Genomic DNA, 15957 nt, shown 5'->3' on the forward strand with positions numbered 1-15957 from the left:
ATTATGGCTGTACTGGACCCGGGACGAAGATTCCGCTCCTAGTCCTTCTGCGCTGTCTGCCACACATGGTCCCAGCCGGGGGCAAGTTCGGCCGCGCGGCGGATGGAGAGCACAAGGCTTGTTTCCCGGGCTATTCCCTTCCCCGCGATATCGAAGGCCGTGCCGTGGTCTACGGAAACGCGGACCACCGGGAGCCCCACGGTGATGTTGACCCCGTCGTCGCCGTACACCGCCTTGAAGGGGGCGTGGCCCTGGTCGTGGTAGCAGGCGATAACCATGTTCCATTTGCCGTTGACGGCTGCAGGAATCAGGGCGTCCGCGGGAAGGGGCCCGTGGACATTGATCCCTGCTTCGCGTGCAGCTGCAACCGCCGGCGCCAGGATGTCCGCATCCTCGTCGCCGAAGAGCCGGTTTTCACCCGCGTGCGGATTCAGTCCGGCCAGGCCAATGGGTTCGTCCGGCCGTCCCAGGGCCTTGGTGAAGGCGCTGACCAGTTCAATGACGTTGCCCGTGCGCTCCGGGGTGATCCCGTCGATCGCCTGACGGAGGGAAACATGGGTGGTCAGGTGGAAGAAGTACAGATCGCCTGCGGACAGGACCAGGCTGAAATTGTCTACGCCGAATTCATGGGCCAGCAGCTCGGTGTGGCCGGGCCACTTGTGCCCGCCGGCGTGCATGGCTGCCTTGTTCAGGGGCGCGGTCACGATGCCCTGGACCTTGCCTTCGCGGGCCAGCCGACAGGCCTCGACCACGAAGCGGTAGGAGGCATCGCCGGCCACCGGGCTTAGTTCGCCCAAGGGAACGTCGGCCAGCGACGGGCCGGTCTGCAGGAGCTCGATGGTGCCGGGCTTGTTGGTGGCGTCCTCGATGGAGTCCAGGACCCGGACCACGTCGGGATCTCCGCCGACGTTGGCTACTCCGGCGCGCATGGCCGCTTCGTCGCCGATGACGACCGGCGTGCATTCCAGGCGAAGATCGTCGTGTCCGAGCAGGGCTTTCGCCGTAATCTCCGGACCGATTCCCGCTACGTCGCCAAGTGTGACGGCCAGGACGGGGTTGCTCATGAGTGTGCCTCCGATGGTAGTGCTGTGTAATTGGTCAGTTCATTAACGGTGTCCAGCAGGGCGGAGAGATCTCCGAACCCGCCGGCCTTGGTGGCGACGGCTCGTCCCGAGGCGCTGCCGCCTTCGATGTAACCGCGCGGAATTCCTTCCTGCACGGCTCCGGTGATCAGCAGGGCAGTGGTGCCGAGGGCATCGAGGACTGCGTGTGCGCCGTCGCCCCCCACCAGCACCAGGGAACCAACGGTGACTGTGTCAACGGTTTGCCGCACCACTGCGGCCAGTCGCCGTGCGACAGCGGCGCCGGACAGGGGCAGCTGCGCATCGGCGTCGGGGGAGAGCACGAGGATCACCCGCGGAAGCAGGGCAGGAGCGGCCAGCTGCTCGGCCGTCCACTCCTCAAGGGCACTGTCGCTGTGCAGCACCGACGGGTCCGGCTGCAGGACCTGCAGGACGGCAGGATCCAGGCTGGAGCACAGATGGGCTGTCTGGGTCCGGGCGACGTCGTGGACGGAGCTGACGACGACGACGGTTTGCGCCGCAGGGACTACCGGAGGTGGTTCCGGGGCGGTCTGGGCCGGCGTCGCCGTTGCCCATGACACGGCCATGGCGGTGGCCAGCCCCGCGGAGCCTGCGGGAACGGCGCGCGGTCCCACGGCGGCAACAGCGTTCGCGAGAACCTGCAGCTCCGCCTCCGACGCGGCGTCGACGGCTACCATCCCGCCCTCTCCGGCCGCCTCCTGAAGTATGAGGGCGTTGCCCTCGGCCGTGCCGGCGGTCAGCGCCGCGGTGCGGGTGCCGGGCAGCAGGAGGGACAGGTCGCTGGTGGCCACCGGTGTCACTGGATCCCGCCCCGCGGGGGAGTCCTCAACCGGCAGGCCGTGCACCCTGAGCATGCCGTTCTCTACGGTGCGGCCCATTGCGGGGTAGGAAGGGCAGATGACCGCAAAGCAGCCGGGGTGGAGCTTGTCCCATGCGGACAGCGCACCGGCCAGCTGGCCGCCAACGCTGCCCCGCATGGTGGAATCGATCTTCAGGTAGAGATGGTCGGCGCCGGCGCGGACCAGGTTTTCGACCACTAGTTCCGTGGCCGCCCTCGCCGTCCCCGGGTCCATCGGGCGCGCGTCCGAGGTCATGGCCCCTGCACTGCCGGGTTCAAACCGGCGCGAGCCTGCGCCATCCAGCAACAGCCGGGAAGGCCAGCCCGAGCGGGAGAACTGCACCACTGAGTCCGTGGCACCCGTTACATCGTCAGCGGCAATGCCGACCGTCCGTGGCGTGCCAAGGGGCAGGGACATCAATTCACCTTTTCCACGCCGGGCCGGTCCTGCGTATCCCCGGCATCTTCGGTGGTCAGTCCGCCTTGGCGTTTCAGCACCCACGTTGCCAGAAGGGGAGCGAAGATCGCGGTAACCAGAACCGCGGAGGCGACCTGTGCCGTTGCCACATCCACGTAGGGGGCAAAGGTGGGATCAGCGGCTGCCACAATGGCCGGGGTTGCTATCGAGTTCCCGGCAGTGGTGGCGGTGGCGATTCCGACGCCGGATTTCGCACCGCGGCGCAGGACGAACCGGTAACCAATGTAGACCAGCGCGCCCGTGATCAGGGTTGCCGCGATGCCGACGAAGATGCCGCCGATTCCGCCTGCCAGAACGGCGCTGAGGTCAATGCCGGTGCCCAGGGCGAAGGCAAAGAACGGGATCACGATGTTCGGAACGGGCCGCATGACCTCAGTCCACTTGGCGTCCAGGTTGCCCACAATGAAGCCCAGGACAAGCGGGATGACCGCCGCAAGCAGCGTCAGGAGGGGAATGTTTCCCAGCCCGGACAGGCCCAGGAACAAGAGCGTGAAGAAGGGGCCGTCATTGATGGCCGAGGCCATGTAGGCCCCGCGGTCGCGGTAGTCGCCGTACCGGCCGGTGAAGGCGAGCCACAATCCGCCGTTGCTGTTGTCGAAGGATGCCAGCAGGGCAAGGATCGAGATGCCCAGGATGCCGTCAACGCCCACGAGCAGACCCAGAGCGGCAACCAGTGCCGCCGGAATGATCGTTTTGAAGAGCAGGACTACGCCTGTGGTGGCGAGGACGGGGCCGGAGGCTTTGGCGGTGATCTGCATGCCGGTGGCGAAGATCAGCACGGCGATCAGCGGTAGGGCGGAGTCCGCGAAGAGGGCAGTGGTGAAGCTGCCTATTTCCAGGAACCCCGGGGCGAACGTGCCCACTACCGACCCCAGGATCAGCGGGATCAGCATTAGGCCGCCGGGGATCCGGTTCATGCCGTCAAAGAGGGGGACGCGGGACTTGGGAAGTGATTCGGCTGCCATTGGCGAATCTTCTCTCTTTAAAGTGTCGGTAGGTACTTTTAGTACGGACAAGATGTACTAAGAGTAAGAGTGTCGACCGGATCACACAAGCGGGGGCGTGGCGCGCCGCTGCCGACCATGGGCGGAAGGGCGCGCACCGGGTAGTCTCTGCGGCGTGAACAACATCGGAGATCTGCAGGAATGGTCGTCGGCGCTCCTCATCGGCGAAGGGATCCGGTTCCGGGAACTGCGTGAACCGGACCTCGCGCACCTGTCCGAGTGGTGGAATGATCCGTCCCAGGCCGTCCTGCAGCAGGAGCGGGTGGCTGCACGGCCGGAGGAATACGCCGCCGGCATGTTCCGGACGTGGAGCAAGAACGAGTCCCCGTCGGGCTTCGGCTACAGCATCGTCAATCCTGCCGAACGGCTCATCGGGCATATCAGCGCCTGGGGCATCTCGGTGCCGGAACGGATCGCGACCGTGGCGATCATTATCGGCCCGGACTTTCAGAACCAAGGCCTGGGCCGGGAAGCCCTGCGTCTGGGCCTACGCATTGTTTTCGAGGAAATGGGTGCGCACAAGGCCGAGCTGCAGACGTGGTCCTTTAACGAGCGGGCGCTTCACTTGTACCGGTCGCTGGGGTTCAAGGAAGAAGGGCGACGCCGTGCGGCCGTCTTCCACCGGGGAACCTTCCATGACCAGGTGCTGCTGGGGCTGCTCGAGGATGAGTACCGGGCGGTTGCTCAGGAGCCTGCGGCAAGAGCGGGCGCGTAGGCGTCAACGGCGTCCAGCCAGTCAGTCAGCAGCGCGGCGACCACCGCCGGGCGTTCGAGATACATGCTGTGCCCGGCGGCATCCAGCACGGCGAACGTTCCCCGGACATAGTGTTCACGCAACGCCACGCCGTCGTCGTAACCGGTGATGTGGTCCTGCCGTCCGAAGATGTGCAGCGACGGGGCGTCAAAGGGCTGGGGGAATTCCTCTTCGGGTTCGCGGGACAGTCCGTAGTTCGCGGCCACCCGGGTCAGGACGGTCTGTTCCGCTGTCTGCAGGCCGGGCAGGATGAATTCATTGAAGGCTGCGAGCGTCTCAGGTGTCTGGATCACTGCCGTCTCCAGGAAATCGTCCGCCGCGGCTGCTCCCAGTGCCGGGTCCCCGACCAAGACCTGCCGGGGCGGAAGGCTGCGGTCCTCGTGCCGGGCGGTGAAGACCGCCCCGAGGGTGGCCAGGCCCAGCACCTGGGCACGCATGGTGTGGGCGACATAGCGGGCAACCATGCCGCCGAACGAGTGTCCGATGACGGCGAACGGCTCTCCGCCCAGATAGCTCCGGAGTTCGGCGGCGACGCCGTCGGCCACGTCCTGGCTGCCGGTTACGGCTGCGTGGCCGCCGTGTTCAGCCCAGGGCAGGTCGAGGTAGATCCGGCGCCATGGGCCGAACGCCAGCGAATCCTCAAGCGGCAGCATGCTGCGGTGGTCCAATTCAAAACCATGTACCAGTACCAGCGGCCGGCCTTGTCCTATGTCTCGTGCTATCACCGCATCATCCTAAGCGGGCCGGCCCGATGTGGATGGCTTCAGCGTGAACGGAACCGTCAGGCGGGCCCGGAAGGGGGCAGTGGCGTGAAGATCCGCGGCTCGTGCGCCCAGACGCCGCCCACTTCGTCCATGGTCCGGCGCATGATCTGGTCCATGGACTGCCGGGCAGCCTCGGGATGTCCCGCCTGGATCGCGCAGGCAACGTCCATATGCAGCTGCAGGGCTTCTTCATGCGGGTGGTCCGGCATCAACCCGTAGTGGGTCCGGCCGCGCAGCACTTCGGCGATCATCGATTGCATCTGGCCGAACATCTCGTTCCCGGACGCCGCCAGTACAAGGCCGTGATAGCGGATATCGAGATCCAGGAACAGCTCCAGGTCTCCTGCCCGCCCGGCGGCACGCATCTGCACTGCGACCGCCAGCAACTGGGCCGCCAGCTCGGCGGGGGCGTGTACTGCCGCCAATTCTGCGGCAGCCGGCTCAACCGCTGAACGCAGCTCCGTCAGCGAGCGCAGCTGGACGCCCTTCTCAGAGGCAGCCAGCCGCCAGCGGATGACAGAGGGATCAAACGCATTCCAGCGCTCCGCGGGGAGGACCCGGATCCCCACGCGTTTGACGGACTCCACCAAGCCCAGGGACTGCAGTACCCGAACGGCTTCGCGGGCGACGGAGCGCGATACCTGGAGCTCGGTTTCCACATGTTCCGAATGCATGGTGTCTCCGGCAATGAGTTCCCCGGAGACTATGCGCATCCCCACCGTCTCAATGACGAGGTTGTGCAGCCGCGAACTCATGCGGGCTGCCGGGTCATCGCGGCGGAAGGAATCACGTCCGTAGTCTACCGTCGTCGATAATCCCCGCCGTCGTTGTTCCGGCTGCCGGCGCCTCTACCCTGCAGCCTGCGTTGCGGCGTTGCCCTGGGGTTTCACCACCGGGAAGCTGCCGTGCGGTTCGTCGTCCTCTTCGAAATGGTTGTAGGCCCGTCCCACAATCAGCGGGTCCGGGGCATGTGCAATGGTTTTGTCCTTATTCGGATACTCCACGGCGTTGAGTACGTGGCGCATCGCTTCGAGCCGGGCGCGTTTCTTGTCATTGGATTTCACCGCGGTCCAGGGAGCGTCGCCGGTGTCCGTGTAGAAGAACATCGCTTCCTTCGCTTCGGTGTAGGCGTCCCATTTGTCCAGGCTGGCGAGGTCGGTGGGGGAGAGTTTCCACTGCTTCACGGGATCGGTTTCCCGGGCAGCGAATCTGGCCATCTGCTCCGCCCGGCCCACCGAGAACCACAGCTTATGCAGCAGGGTGCCGGAATTGACGAGCATCCGTTCAAGCTCCGGAACCTCCCGCATGAACTCCAGGTACTGCGCGGGGGTGCAGTACCCCATCACGCGTTCGACGCCGGCCCGGTTGTACCAGGAGCGGTCCATCATCACTATTTCCCCGCCGCTGGGAAGGGTCCGGACATACCGCTGGAAGTACCACTGGGTCTGTTCCTCGGAGGTGGGTTTTTCCAGTGCCACCACCCGTGCCCCGCGGGGATTCAGATGCTCGTCAAACCGCTTGATGGCTCCGCCTTTTCCGGCGGCGTCGCGGCCCTCGAAGATGATGAGCATTTTCTGGCCGGTTTCCTTGACCCAGAGCTGCATCTTCAGCAGTTCAATCTGGAGGCGCCGCTTCTGCCGGTCATAGGTGCGCCGGTTGAGCTTGGTGTCGTAGGGATAGTTCTGGCGCCAGGCGTCGTCGTCGACCTTGATTTTGAGCTTTTTGCCCTTTTTCTTCAGCTCCTGCAGCTCATCGAGTTCCTGGGCATAGTCCTCCGTGACCGCTACACGCTGCCCGTTCGGGCTTTGCCCGCCTTGCTCATCCAGTGTAGGCCCGTCGGTTGAGGGCGGCTGCTGGCTGGAAACTTCCTTGGTGCCGTTCTTATTGGTTGCCATGACATCTCCTGCGGGAGGTCTGCGGAACGGATATTCGTTGGCTTACGAACCTACTGTGAAGCGGCGGGGGAAGGAAGGGGCTTCCCCTTGCAGAAACGGACCGGGAGGCCCGGAAAACTCCGGACCTCCCGGTTCTACCGTTGCGTGGTGCCGCGGAGTCAGCCGCCGAAGCGGGCGTCAAAGCGGTGCATGAAGGCGGCCATCGCATCCCGGTTCACTGCCTGCACCGGACGGTAGGCCTTGGTGCCGTTGGCTCCGGTCCATCCGGTGGAGATACCCATCGATGCCAGCCACGATATTTCCTTGTAGAACTGGTTGGTGGTGGCTGTGTCCGCGAACGGAGACTTTTTCGGCGGGATGAATGACGGTTTTTCCGCCAGCCGGTACATGAAAGCAGCCATCGCGTCCCGGTTGACGGGTTGCCCGGGACGGTAGGTCTTGGTGCCGTTGGCTTCCGTCCACCCGGTCGAGATGCCCTTTGATGCCAGCCAGGTGATCTCTTTGTAGAACTGGTTGGTAGTGGCTACGTCCGTGAACGGAGACTTTTTCGGCGGCGTGAACGTCGGGCTGCCGGCCAGCCGGTACATGAAGGCGGCCATCGCATCCCGCTTCACGGGCTGCAGCGGACGGTAGCTCTTGGTGCCGTTGGCTTCCGTCCACCCGGTGGAGATGCCCTCGGCGGCCATCCACTGGATGTCGGCGTAGAAATCCATTCCGGCAGGGACATCCGCAAATTTCGGCTGCGGGGCCGGAGTCGGCTTGGGGGTCGGTGTCGGGGTCGGCTGTGGGGCGCCGACGGCGGCAGTGGCGGCGGAGCGTACGGTTGCCGAGGCGTAGCCGGCCTTGCTGCCGGTGACCTCCACGCTGATGCGCTTGCCCTTATCGGCAGCGGCGAGGACATAGGTCGGTTTGGTGGCTCCTGCAATGACGGTGTCGCCGCGGTACCACTTGTAGGCCAGGGTCACCGGCGCCGGACCCCACGTGCCGGGGTTTGCCGTCAGAGTTGATCCGACGACGGCGGTGCCCTTGATCGTGGGCACCGTCCCGGCCAGTGTTGCCAGGCCAACGGCGGCCGCAGTGTCCAGGAGTTTCGGCCCGCAATGGGGATCACAGCCGTTAGGCAGATCCCGGGCAGTTGCTTTCAACTGGGATTCAATCTGCTGGGGTGTCAGTTTGCTGTCGGTGGACAGCATCAGGGCGGCGGTTCCCGCAACGTGGGGGGCCGCCATGGACGTGCCCTGGTAGAAATCGTAGGACTCTTCCTCGGGACCGTAGCCGCCGTTATTCAGGGTAGAGAGAATGCCGTTAATGATCTTTCCGGACATGTCGCCGCCGGGGGCCATTATGTCTATGCCCGGACCGAAGTTCGAATATGAAGCCCGCCTTCCTTCGCGCCCGGTGGCGCCGACCGCAACAACGTTGTTGCAGTTGGCGGGCTGGGAATCTGCAACGGGGCGGTTGTAGTTTCCTGCGGAGACCACAACCACGGCATTACGGCTGTTCGCATAATCCACCGCAGCCTGGGTGGTCGCTGCACAGGTGCTGATTCCCTGGATGCTGAGATTGATAACCCGCGCGGGATGGGGATTGACGGGAATTCCGGGGAGGCTGCCGCCGGCGGCCCAGATGATGCCGTCCGAAATATCGGACATGTAGCCACCGCATTCGCCCAGCACCCGGACGGGAACGATTTTGGCGGCAGGGGCAACACCGGTGATGCCCTTCCCGTTGTTGGAAGTGGCAGCGATGGTGCCGGCAACATGCGTTCCGTGCCACGACGAGAACTCGTTGTAATCGAGACCGCAGCGCCCCGGATCGTGCCAGTCGCCTTCGTCCCGGGCGTTGTTATCCCGGCCATCGCCGTCCCGCGCCTGTTCCGCGTCACTGATGAGGTCATAACCGGGCAGGACCTGGGCGTTGAGGTCACTGTGGTCAGTGATACCCGTATCGATCACTGCGACAGTTTGACCCTCGCCGCGGGTGGCTTCCCATGCAGCAGGAACATTCACCCCGCCGATCGGATCCCACAGATCCCATTGGCTCGGATAATGCGGATCGTTGGGATCCGCGGAAGATACAGTCAGCAGGACATCCGGCTCGACGTACTCGACCTCGGGATTGTCGGCCAGGACATCAATGACGGCTGCCGACTCCGCGGCCGTCAAATCCTGGTCCACGGTCATGACGGACGCACCGGTGGCGGTCTGGAAGAGTTCCCTTGCCGCACCTCCCACCTCCGTAGCGGCCTGGTCGTAGGCCTTGGTGCGGTCGGCGGAGCCGATTCCGGCCCTGTCCCGGAACTTCACGACGAAACGGTTGGCGGGTGCCTCCGAAACATCATTCCCGCGGACGGTGGCCGGCGTCGGCGTTTCCTCGGTGGCCAAGGCGGGTGTGGCAACAACAGTGCTGCCTAAGAAAGCGGTAATGGCAAGTGCGGCCCCGGTGCGGCGTGCGCGCACCGAAAGTGATTTCCCCATATTAATCCTGTCAAAACGCGGGCACCGGAAAAGCAGGCATAAAGCGGATCGGCGACCGGCTCGGAGACTCGTCTGTTGACGTGCGCCGTAACTCTAATGGATGCAGCAAAAAACGCCTATTTGGAAATGTTGCACTCCAGGGAGGTCCCGGCCGGGCCGGTCCGGTGCATCCCGATAAGGCTGCCCCCGGCACGCCAAGCGGGTGCCAAATACTTCCCGGTGAATCCTCCATAATGGATAGTGATGATTTCCCCGCGCATTAAAGCTCTGTCCTTTGTTGTCCTGCTTGCCCTCGGCGTCGTCGGCTGCACCCCCGTTACCGGTTCCGAGCCGGCTCCGTCCACCCAGACCGCGGCTCCGTCAGTCGAAGCTCCAGCTCCGAATGCACCTGCCGAGCCCGCCGCACCTCCGGCCGCGGCCGGCACGGCACTCGACCAGCTGGCCGGCATCCCGATCAAGGGACGCGCGCCGAAGACCGGCTACGACCGCGAGCAGTTCGGCCCGGCCTGGGCCGATACGGACCGCAACGGCTGCGACACCCGCAACGACATCCTCGCCCGGGACCTCGTGGACGTGGTGTACAAGGACGGCACCAAGGAATGCGTGGTGGCTTCGGGGACGTTCCTTGACCCCTACACGGGAACCACCATCTCCTTTGTCCGCGGCAACACTACCAGCACGGCCGTCCAGATCGACCATGTGGTGGCGCTGTCCGATGCCTGGCAGAAAGGCGCCCAGCAGCTGTCCGCGGAAGAACGCCGGCAGTTCGCCAATGACCCGTTGAACCTGATGGCGGCCGACGGCCCCGCCAACGGCGCCAAGTCCGACGGCGACGCCGCCACCTGGCTGCCGGCCAATAAGGCCTTCCGCTGCGAATACGTCGCCCGGCAAACCGCGGTCAAGGCCGAGTACCGGCTGTGGATGACGCAGGCCGAGCATGATGCGATAGCCGCCGTCCTGTCCGGATGCCCGGATGAGCCGGTTCCTGCGCGGGACGGCACCGTACCCGCCGCAGGGGTTGCCGCAGGCGATGCCGCGCAGCCCGCCGTCGAACCTGAGCAGCCCGCACCCGCCCTCGTAGAACCAGCCCCCGCCGCTCCGGCTGGAACGACCTACGCCAACTGCACGGCAGTCAAAGCAGCCGGTGTGGCACCGATCCGCCCGGGCGACGCCGGGTGGGATCACAAATTTGACGGCGACGGCGACGGAGTCGGCTGCACGTCCTAGCAGTTGGCCCACCGGCGGGCCCCGGATCCGCACCATCGGCGGAAACGGGGCCCGTTGCCGTTGCGGGTCCTACCGTTCTTCGGCCAGGGTCAGTGCCGCCGTAATCAGCGCCAGGTGGGACAGGCCCTGCGGGAAATTCCCGAGGAAGGAATGGTCTTCCTCGGCGATCATCTCCGTGAACAGACCCACATCATTGGCGAGCGGCACCAGCTCATCCATCAGGGTAGCGGCTTCCTCGCGGCGGCCCACGCAGTCCAGGGCCGCTGCCATCCAGAAGGCGCAGGCAACGAAGGTGCCTTCTTCCTTCTCGGCCCCGCTGAACCGGTAGAGCAGGGGGCCGCGGCCGAGCTCGGTGCGCAGCGCGTCAAGGGTGGAGGACATCCGCTCGCCCCGGTCAAAACCGCTGATGGCGTGCAGCAGGATGGAGGCGTCCAACCGGTCGCTTCCGGGGTACCAGACGTAGCTGCTGAGGTCCTCGGACCAGCAGTTGGTTTCCACCCAGTCACGGATGCGTTCCTGTTCCGCGCGCCAGCGTTCCGGTCGGCCCGGAATCTGCCCCAGATCGGCCAGATGCGCTGCGCAGCTGAGTGCATGCCAGCAGCCGAGTTTGGAGGTGGTGTAGTGCTGCTCCTCATCCAGCTCCCACATTCCCGAGTCTTTCCGCTGCCAGACGTCGCAGGCCAGATCGGCCAGATCCGCGAGGTACCGTCCGGTGCCGGTATCCAGGACATGGCCCGCGTCCACATACATCTGGACAATGTTGAACAGGTCGCCGAAGACGCCCATCTGCAGCTGCTTGGCGGCGTCGTTGCCGTTGACCACCGGTCCAATGCCCCGCCAACCGGGCATGTCCAGGATTTCGACGCCCTCGGCCCGGGTGCCGTTCAAGCGGGTAAAGACCTGCAGTTCGTTGCCCTGCCGGCGCACGCTCTTGAGCATTCCGGAGACGGCGGCGTGGACTTCCTCCCTTAGCCCGAACCGGATCATGGCGTGCAGGGTGTACGCGGTGTCCCGGACCCAGGCGTAGCGGTAGTCCCAGTTCTTCCCGCCGTGCAGGTTCTCGGGCAGGGAGGTGGTGGCTGCCGCGGCGATCGCACCGGTGGGGCTGTGCAGGAGCAGTTTCAGGGCCAGGGCGCTGCGCTCGACGGCGTCCGCCCACGGTCCGTCATATTGGAACTCCCGTGACCAGTCCTGCCAGTTGTTGATGGTGCGGTCCACGCCGTCGTCGATCGTGTCCAGTTCGGGCAACGGCAACGGTTCTTCGTGGGTGGTAATCACCGCCAGCAGGTGGCGGGAGCCGGACCGGGCGGTGAAGCTGCCGCTGATGCTGCGGTCCGAGACCTCGTAGGAGCCGGTGTCCCCGCGCGGGGTGCCGTCCGTGCCGGCATCCTCCGTGTCATCCATACCGACGTTCCGTCCGCGCACGGCCATGGTGGTGCCCTGCACCTGCAGGACGGGTCCGTGCACCGTGTGCTGCACCCAGGGGGAGGCGGTATTGAAGCTGCTGCCGGGGGCAACCGCCCAGCGCATGGCGACGTCGCCGTCGAGGCCCTCAACCCGCCGGGCCAGCTCGCCCCAGGGCAGCCGGCCGGCCACTCCGGTGTTCAGCGAGTCGGTGACCCGGACACGCCCGGTTTCGGTGATGAAGGTGGTGGCCAGGACATTGGTGCCCTCCACATAGGCGCGCTCCACGGTGAAGTCCGCAGCGGGACGTAGTTCTATGCAGCCGCCGTGTGCGGCGTCGAGCAGACGCGCGAACGCCGGGGTCGAATCCATGTCCGGGGTCGGGTACCAGTCGATGGACCCGTCCAGCGCCACAAGCGCAACGGTCCGTCCATCGCCGATCGCACCGTACGAGCGCAGATCCACGTAGCCGTCGCGGCGGTCCGGTGCGGGCAGGCTCATGCGTAACTCCTTGTTTCGGGGAACGGGTCAGCTGGGGGAAGGGGCCCGGAAGATCCAGGGCTCCGACGGGATTCGGGCGGGGGAGAACTCTTCGAGCGCTTCCTTGAGGTCGCCGGACAACCCCAGCGAACCGAGGATCAGGGTGCGGACGGCATCGGCGTCCAGTCCGGCGGCTGCGAGATCAGGGAGGGTGACGGCGCCGTCGCGCTTGGCGAGCCGCTGGCCGGCGGCGTTGAGCGCCAACGGAACGTGGGCGTAACGGACGTCAGGCAGCCCGAGGAGGGAACCCAGGTAGGCCTGCCGGGGCGCCGAACTGAGCAGGTCGTCGCCGCGCACCACCTGGTCGATGCCCTGCAGCCCATCGTCCAGGACCACCGCAAGGTTGTAGGAGGGCACGCCGTCGTTGCGCAGCAGCACCAGGTCATCCACGGCGGAGGTGTAGCTGCCGTGCAGCTCGTCGGTCACGGTGAACTCAGCCACCTGCGCCCGGAGCCGGAGCGCGGCAGGGCGTTCGCGCCGTCGTCGGGCCCGTTGCTCTTCGGTGAGGTGCCGGCAGGTGCCCGGATAGGCGCCGGGCGGGGCATGAGGGGCGGATGCGGCTTCGGCCACTTCGCGGCGGGTGCAGAAGCACTCGTACACCAGGCCGGCTTCGCGCAGTTCAGCGATGGCCGACAGGTAGATGTCCGTGCGTTCGGACTGCCGGATGATGTCGCCGTCCCACTCCAGGCCGACGGCGGCAAGGTCGCGCAGCTGCGCGGTTTCGGCGCCGGAGCGGACCCGGTCGAGGTCCTCCATCCGCAGCAGGAACCTGCGGCCGGTGCTGCGCGCGAAGAGCCAGGCCAGCAGGGCTGTGCGCAGGTTCCCTACGTGCAGCTCGCCCGTGGGACTGGGCGCGAAGCGGCCGGCGGCGGAGGAGGTAGGCACAGCCCCAGTCTATGCGGGTGCGCCGCGGCCCGGGCCCGCGCGGTCAGGGCTCTGCCTTCTTCGGCGGCCGCACGGGATGGCGGCTGACCACCGAGACACGGTTGAACGCGCCGATCGTGATGGCCACCCAGTTCACGGCCGAGAATTCCTCGGCCGTGAGGTCGCCGTCGGCCACGGGGTCCCAGCCGCCGGGCAGTTCCGACGCCGGAACTCCCGCTGCGTTTTCCGCTACGGCCAGTGCTGCCCGCTCCCTGGGGGTGAAAAGTTCCGTGTCCCGCCAGGCCGGCAGCACATCCAGGCGCTCCGCGGATTCGCCCAGCTCGCGTGCAGCCTTCACATGCAGGCGCAGGCAATACGCGCACCGGTTGATCTGGGAGACCCGGATGTTGATGAGTTCCACCAGACCGGGGGAGAGCCCCGCAGCCAAAGCAGACTCCCGGACCGAGGCGCGCAGGTCGCGCAGGGCACTGAAGGCAGCCGGATCGGATTTGTCCAGGAAGATCCGGCGCTGCCGGGATTGCTGATCGGACACTGTCCACCCCTCAGGTACGCCGTATGGAACGCGATGACGGCATTCCATCACACCGGCCCGCTGCGGGCTACAACAGCCGAGGACCGCAGGTGTCCGCAAGGGCGTGGTCCTGTTTCCGGGGCCTGCCTAGCGTTGCGGGCATGGGACTCATGGAGCTTGAACTGGCCCGGATGGAACACCGGCTGCAGGTGGCAGAGGCGGAGCAGCGGAGCCGCAGGCTGCGTGCCATCCGGGACCGGAAACTCAGCACGGAAGCGTCGCAGCAGGCCGGCCCGGAGCCGGCGAAAACGGACTGGCCGCTGATCACGCTGCGGCTGGGGCCGTTCCAGCTGGCGCTGCTCCGTACGGTCCGCCTGCCCTCCGGGTGCCCGGCCGGCCGGTTGGACGGGGCCGCCTGAGGTCTCCCTGCAATCCGGAGAACGGGGCAGGCGCAGAACCGGCCGTGGTGAGGCTGCGGGGTCGGGTCAGGCCCGGCTTTCCGCTGCTTCCTGCGCCCCGGCGTCGCCCGTTTCATCCGCCAGATCCGCGCGGACCCGGCCGTCGCCGCGCACCCACACCCGGTAGGCCACGAACAGCAGCGCAATCCATGCTGCCCCGACCACCAGGGCCACCCGGGTGTCCGGCATGACGCCCAGCAGCACCACGATGAACACCATGAAGGCCAGCGCTGCGTAGGACGCTGCCGGCCAGAACGGCACGCCGAACTCCGACGCCGGCAGGTTCCGGCGCCGAATCTCGCGCTTCATGGCGATGTGCGAGAGCAGGATCATCACCCAGACCCAGACGGTCGCGAAGGTGGCAATCGAGGCAATGATGGTGAACAGCGATTCGGGCAGCAGGGCGTTGAGCACGACGCCGACGAGCAGCACCACGGCCATGACCGCGGCGGTCAGCCAGGGGACGCCGTGCCGGGAGACCTTGGCGAACGCGGCGGGCGCCTGGCCCTGCTGCGCCAGCCCGTACATCATCCGGCCGGCGCCGAAGGTGTCGGAGTTGATCGCCGAAATGGCGGCGGTGATGACCACGGCGTTGAGGATGTGCGCGGCCGCGGGGATGCCCAGCGAGTCGAAGATCTGCACGAACGGGCTGGTCTCGCCGTTGATGTCCTGCCAGGGGAAGATCATCATCAACACCGCAAGGGTGCAGACGTAGAAGAGCAGGATCCGCACCGGCACGGTGTTGACCGCGGCCGGGATGGCCTTCTTCGGGTTCTCGGCCTCGCCTGCAGTGATGCCGATGGTTTCGATGCCGCCGAAGGCAAACATCACGATGGAGAAGGACGCAAGAAGCCCCCAGAAACCGTTGGCGAAGAACCCGCCGGAGCCCAGGAGCGTCTCGAAACCGGGGTTGGCGCCGTCGGGCAGGCCGAAGCCGAACACCACAATGGCCAGGCCGCCGAGGATCATCGCAATAATGGCCGCCACCTTGACGATGGAAAGCCAGAACTCCGTCTCGCCGAAGACCTTCACGCGCATCAGGTTCAGCGCACCGATCAGCAGCACGACGGCGAGGATCCAGATCCAGCGCGGTACGTCCGGGAACCAGAAGCCCATGTAGATGCCGAATGCGGTGACGTCGGCAATCGCGACAATGGCCATCTCGAAGGCGAACGTCCAGCCGGTGATGAAACCGGCGAACGGACCGAGGTAACGGCTGGCATACTGCCCGAATGACCCGGAGACCGGATGGCGGACGGCCATCTCGCCGAGGGCCCGCATGACCAGGAACACGGCGGCGCCGCCGATCATGTAGGCCAGCAGGACGGAGGGTCCGGCCGACTGGATGGCTGAGGCGGACCCGTAGAACAGGCCGGTGCCGATGGCCGATCCGAGCGCCATGAAGCGGATGTGCCGGACATTCAGCCCGCGGGCTAACGCCTGGGTAAAGGAGGACTTCAAGAAAACGCACCTTGGAATGTGGGGGTAGGCCCAGTTCAGGGGCCAATCCATATTACGCCCACGGCGCGTAGCCGGTTTCCGCGGGGTCCGGGTAACGCCAACGACGGCGGGTCCTCCACCGGGGAGGAACCGCCGTCGTGCTGCCGGCTATGGCTACC

Annotated in this window: 14 protein-coding genes; 3 read left to right on the top strand and 11 right to left on the bottom strand. The window is 66.1% G+C overall.

Going from position 1 to position 15957, the window contains the following annotated elements:
• Positions 1-38: 38 nt before the first annotated feature.
• From pdxA to AC5RT8_RS05315, 3 genes are read right to left on the bottom strand one after another with little or no spacing between them, the layout of a single operon-like run.
• Positions 39-1064, bottom strand: coding sequence for a 4-hydroxythreonine-4-phosphate dehydrogenase PdxA (gene pdxA / locus AC5RT8_RS05305; RefSeq protein ID WP_494094666.1), 1026 nt, complete (start codon positions 1062-1064; stop codon positions 39-41).
• A complete protein-coding gene (locus AC5RT8_RS05310; RefSeq protein ID WP_494094667.1) occupies positions 1061-2359 on the bottom strand; it encodes a four-carbon acid sugar kinase family protein in 1299 nt (432 codons plus the stop codon). Before AC5RT8_RS05310 ends, pdxA begins: the two co-directional genes overlap by 4 nt.
• The gene (locus AC5RT8_RS05315) at positions 2359-3384 is read right to left on the bottom strand and encodes a 2-keto-3-deoxygluconate permease (RefSeq protein WP_494094668.1); all 1026 of its coding nucleotides are present in this window, start codon (positions 3382-3384) and stop codon (positions 2359-2361) included. Before AC5RT8_RS05315 ends, AC5RT8_RS05310 begins: the two co-directional genes overlap by 1 nt.
• Positions 3385-3538: 154 nt before the next feature.
• Between AC5RT8_RS05315 and AC5RT8_RS05320 the strand changes: the two genes are divergently transcribed.
• Positions 3539-4138, top strand: coding sequence for a GNAT family N-acetyltransferase (locus tag AC5RT8_RS05320; protein ID WP_494094669.1), 600 nt, complete (start codon positions 3539-3541; stop codon positions 4136-4138).
• On the opposite strand, the gene AC5RT8_RS05325 is transcribed toward AC5RT8_RS05320, so the two are convergent.
• From AC5RT8_RS05325 to AC5RT8_RS05340, 4 genes are all read right to left on the bottom strand, one after another.
• On the bottom strand, positions 4108-4902 hold the full coding sequence (locus AC5RT8_RS05325; RefSeq protein WP_494094670.1) for an alpha/beta fold hydrolase: 795 nt from the start codon (positions 4900-4902) through the stop codon (positions 4108-4110). The two genes, AC5RT8_RS05320 and AC5RT8_RS05325, sit on opposite strands and share 31 nt — an antisense overlap.
• 56 nt (positions 4903-4958) lie before the next feature.
• Positions 4959-5696 carry a FadR/GntR family transcriptional regulator gene (locus AC5RT8_RS05330; protein WP_494094671.1) on the bottom strand — a complete coding sequence of 246 codons (738 nt, stop codon included), beginning with the start codon at positions 5694-5696 and terminating at the stop codon, positions 4959-4961.
• 93 nt (positions 5697-5789) lie between these two features.
• Positions 5790-6836, bottom strand: a complete 1047-nt coding sequence (ppk2, locus tag AC5RT8_RS05335; protein WP_494094672.1) for a polyphosphate kinase 2 — start codon at positions 6834-6836, stop codon at positions 5790-5792.
• Positions 6837-6994: 158 nt separating this feature from the next.
• A complete protein-coding gene (locus AC5RT8_RS05340) occupies positions 6995-9313 on the bottom strand; it encodes a S8 family serine peptidase (protein ID WP_494094673.1) in 2319 nt (772 codons plus the stop codon).
• 243 nt (positions 9314-9556) lie between these two features.
• Here AC5RT8_RS05340 and AC5RT8_RS05345 point away from each other — a divergent pair, with 243 nt between their 5' ends.
• Positions 9557-10540, top strand: coding sequence for a GmrSD restriction endonuclease domain-containing protein (locus AC5RT8_RS05345; RefSeq protein ID WP_494094674.1), 984 nt, complete (start codon positions 9557-9559; stop codon positions 10538-10540).
• A gap of 69 nt (positions 10541-10609) precedes the next feature.
• Here AC5RT8_RS05345 and AC5RT8_RS05350 read toward each other — a convergent pair whose 3' ends face one another.
• Genes AC5RT8_RS05350 through AC5RT8_RS05360 form a run of 3 tightly spaced genes read right to left on the bottom strand, consistent with a single transcriptional unit; the run spans position 10610 to position 13901 of the window.
• Positions 10610-12445, bottom strand: coding sequence for a glycoside hydrolase family 15 protein (locus AC5RT8_RS05350; protein WP_494094675.1), 1836 nt, complete (start codon positions 12443-12445; stop codon positions 10610-10612).
• Positions 12446-12472: 27 nt separating this feature from the next.
• Positions 12473-13369: a tRNA glutamyl-Q(34) synthetase GluQRS gene (gene gluQRS, locus AC5RT8_RS05355; protein ID WP_494094676.1), complete on the bottom strand. Its 897-nt coding sequence runs from the start codon at positions 13367-13369 to the stop codon at positions 12473-12475.
• Between the two features lie 43 nt (positions 13370-13412).
• Positions 13413-13901 carry a carboxymuconolactone decarboxylase family protein gene (locus tag AC5RT8_RS05360; protein ID WP_494094677.1) on the bottom strand — a complete coding sequence of 163 codons (489 nt, stop codon included), beginning with the start codon at positions 13899-13901 and terminating at the stop codon, positions 13413-13415.
• 140 nt (positions 13902-14041) lie between these two features.
• On the opposite strand from AC5RT8_RS05360, the gene AC5RT8_RS05365 reads away from it, so the two are divergent.
• Positions 14042-14299, top strand: coding sequence for a hypothetical protein (locus AC5RT8_RS05365; protein ID WP_494094678.1), 258 nt, complete (start codon positions 14042-14044; stop codon positions 14297-14299).
• A 66-nt stretch (positions 14300-14365) separates the two neighbouring features.
• Here AC5RT8_RS05365 and AC5RT8_RS05370 read toward each other — a convergent pair whose 3' ends face one another.
• On the bottom strand, positions 14366-15739 hold the full coding sequence (locus tag AC5RT8_RS05370) for an amino acid permease (protein WP_494095178.1): 1374 nt from the start codon (positions 15737-15739) through the stop codon (positions 14366-14368).
• Positions 15740-15957 lie beyond the last annotated feature (218 nt).

The organism is Arthrobacter sp. Ms25, assembly GCF_059090365.1.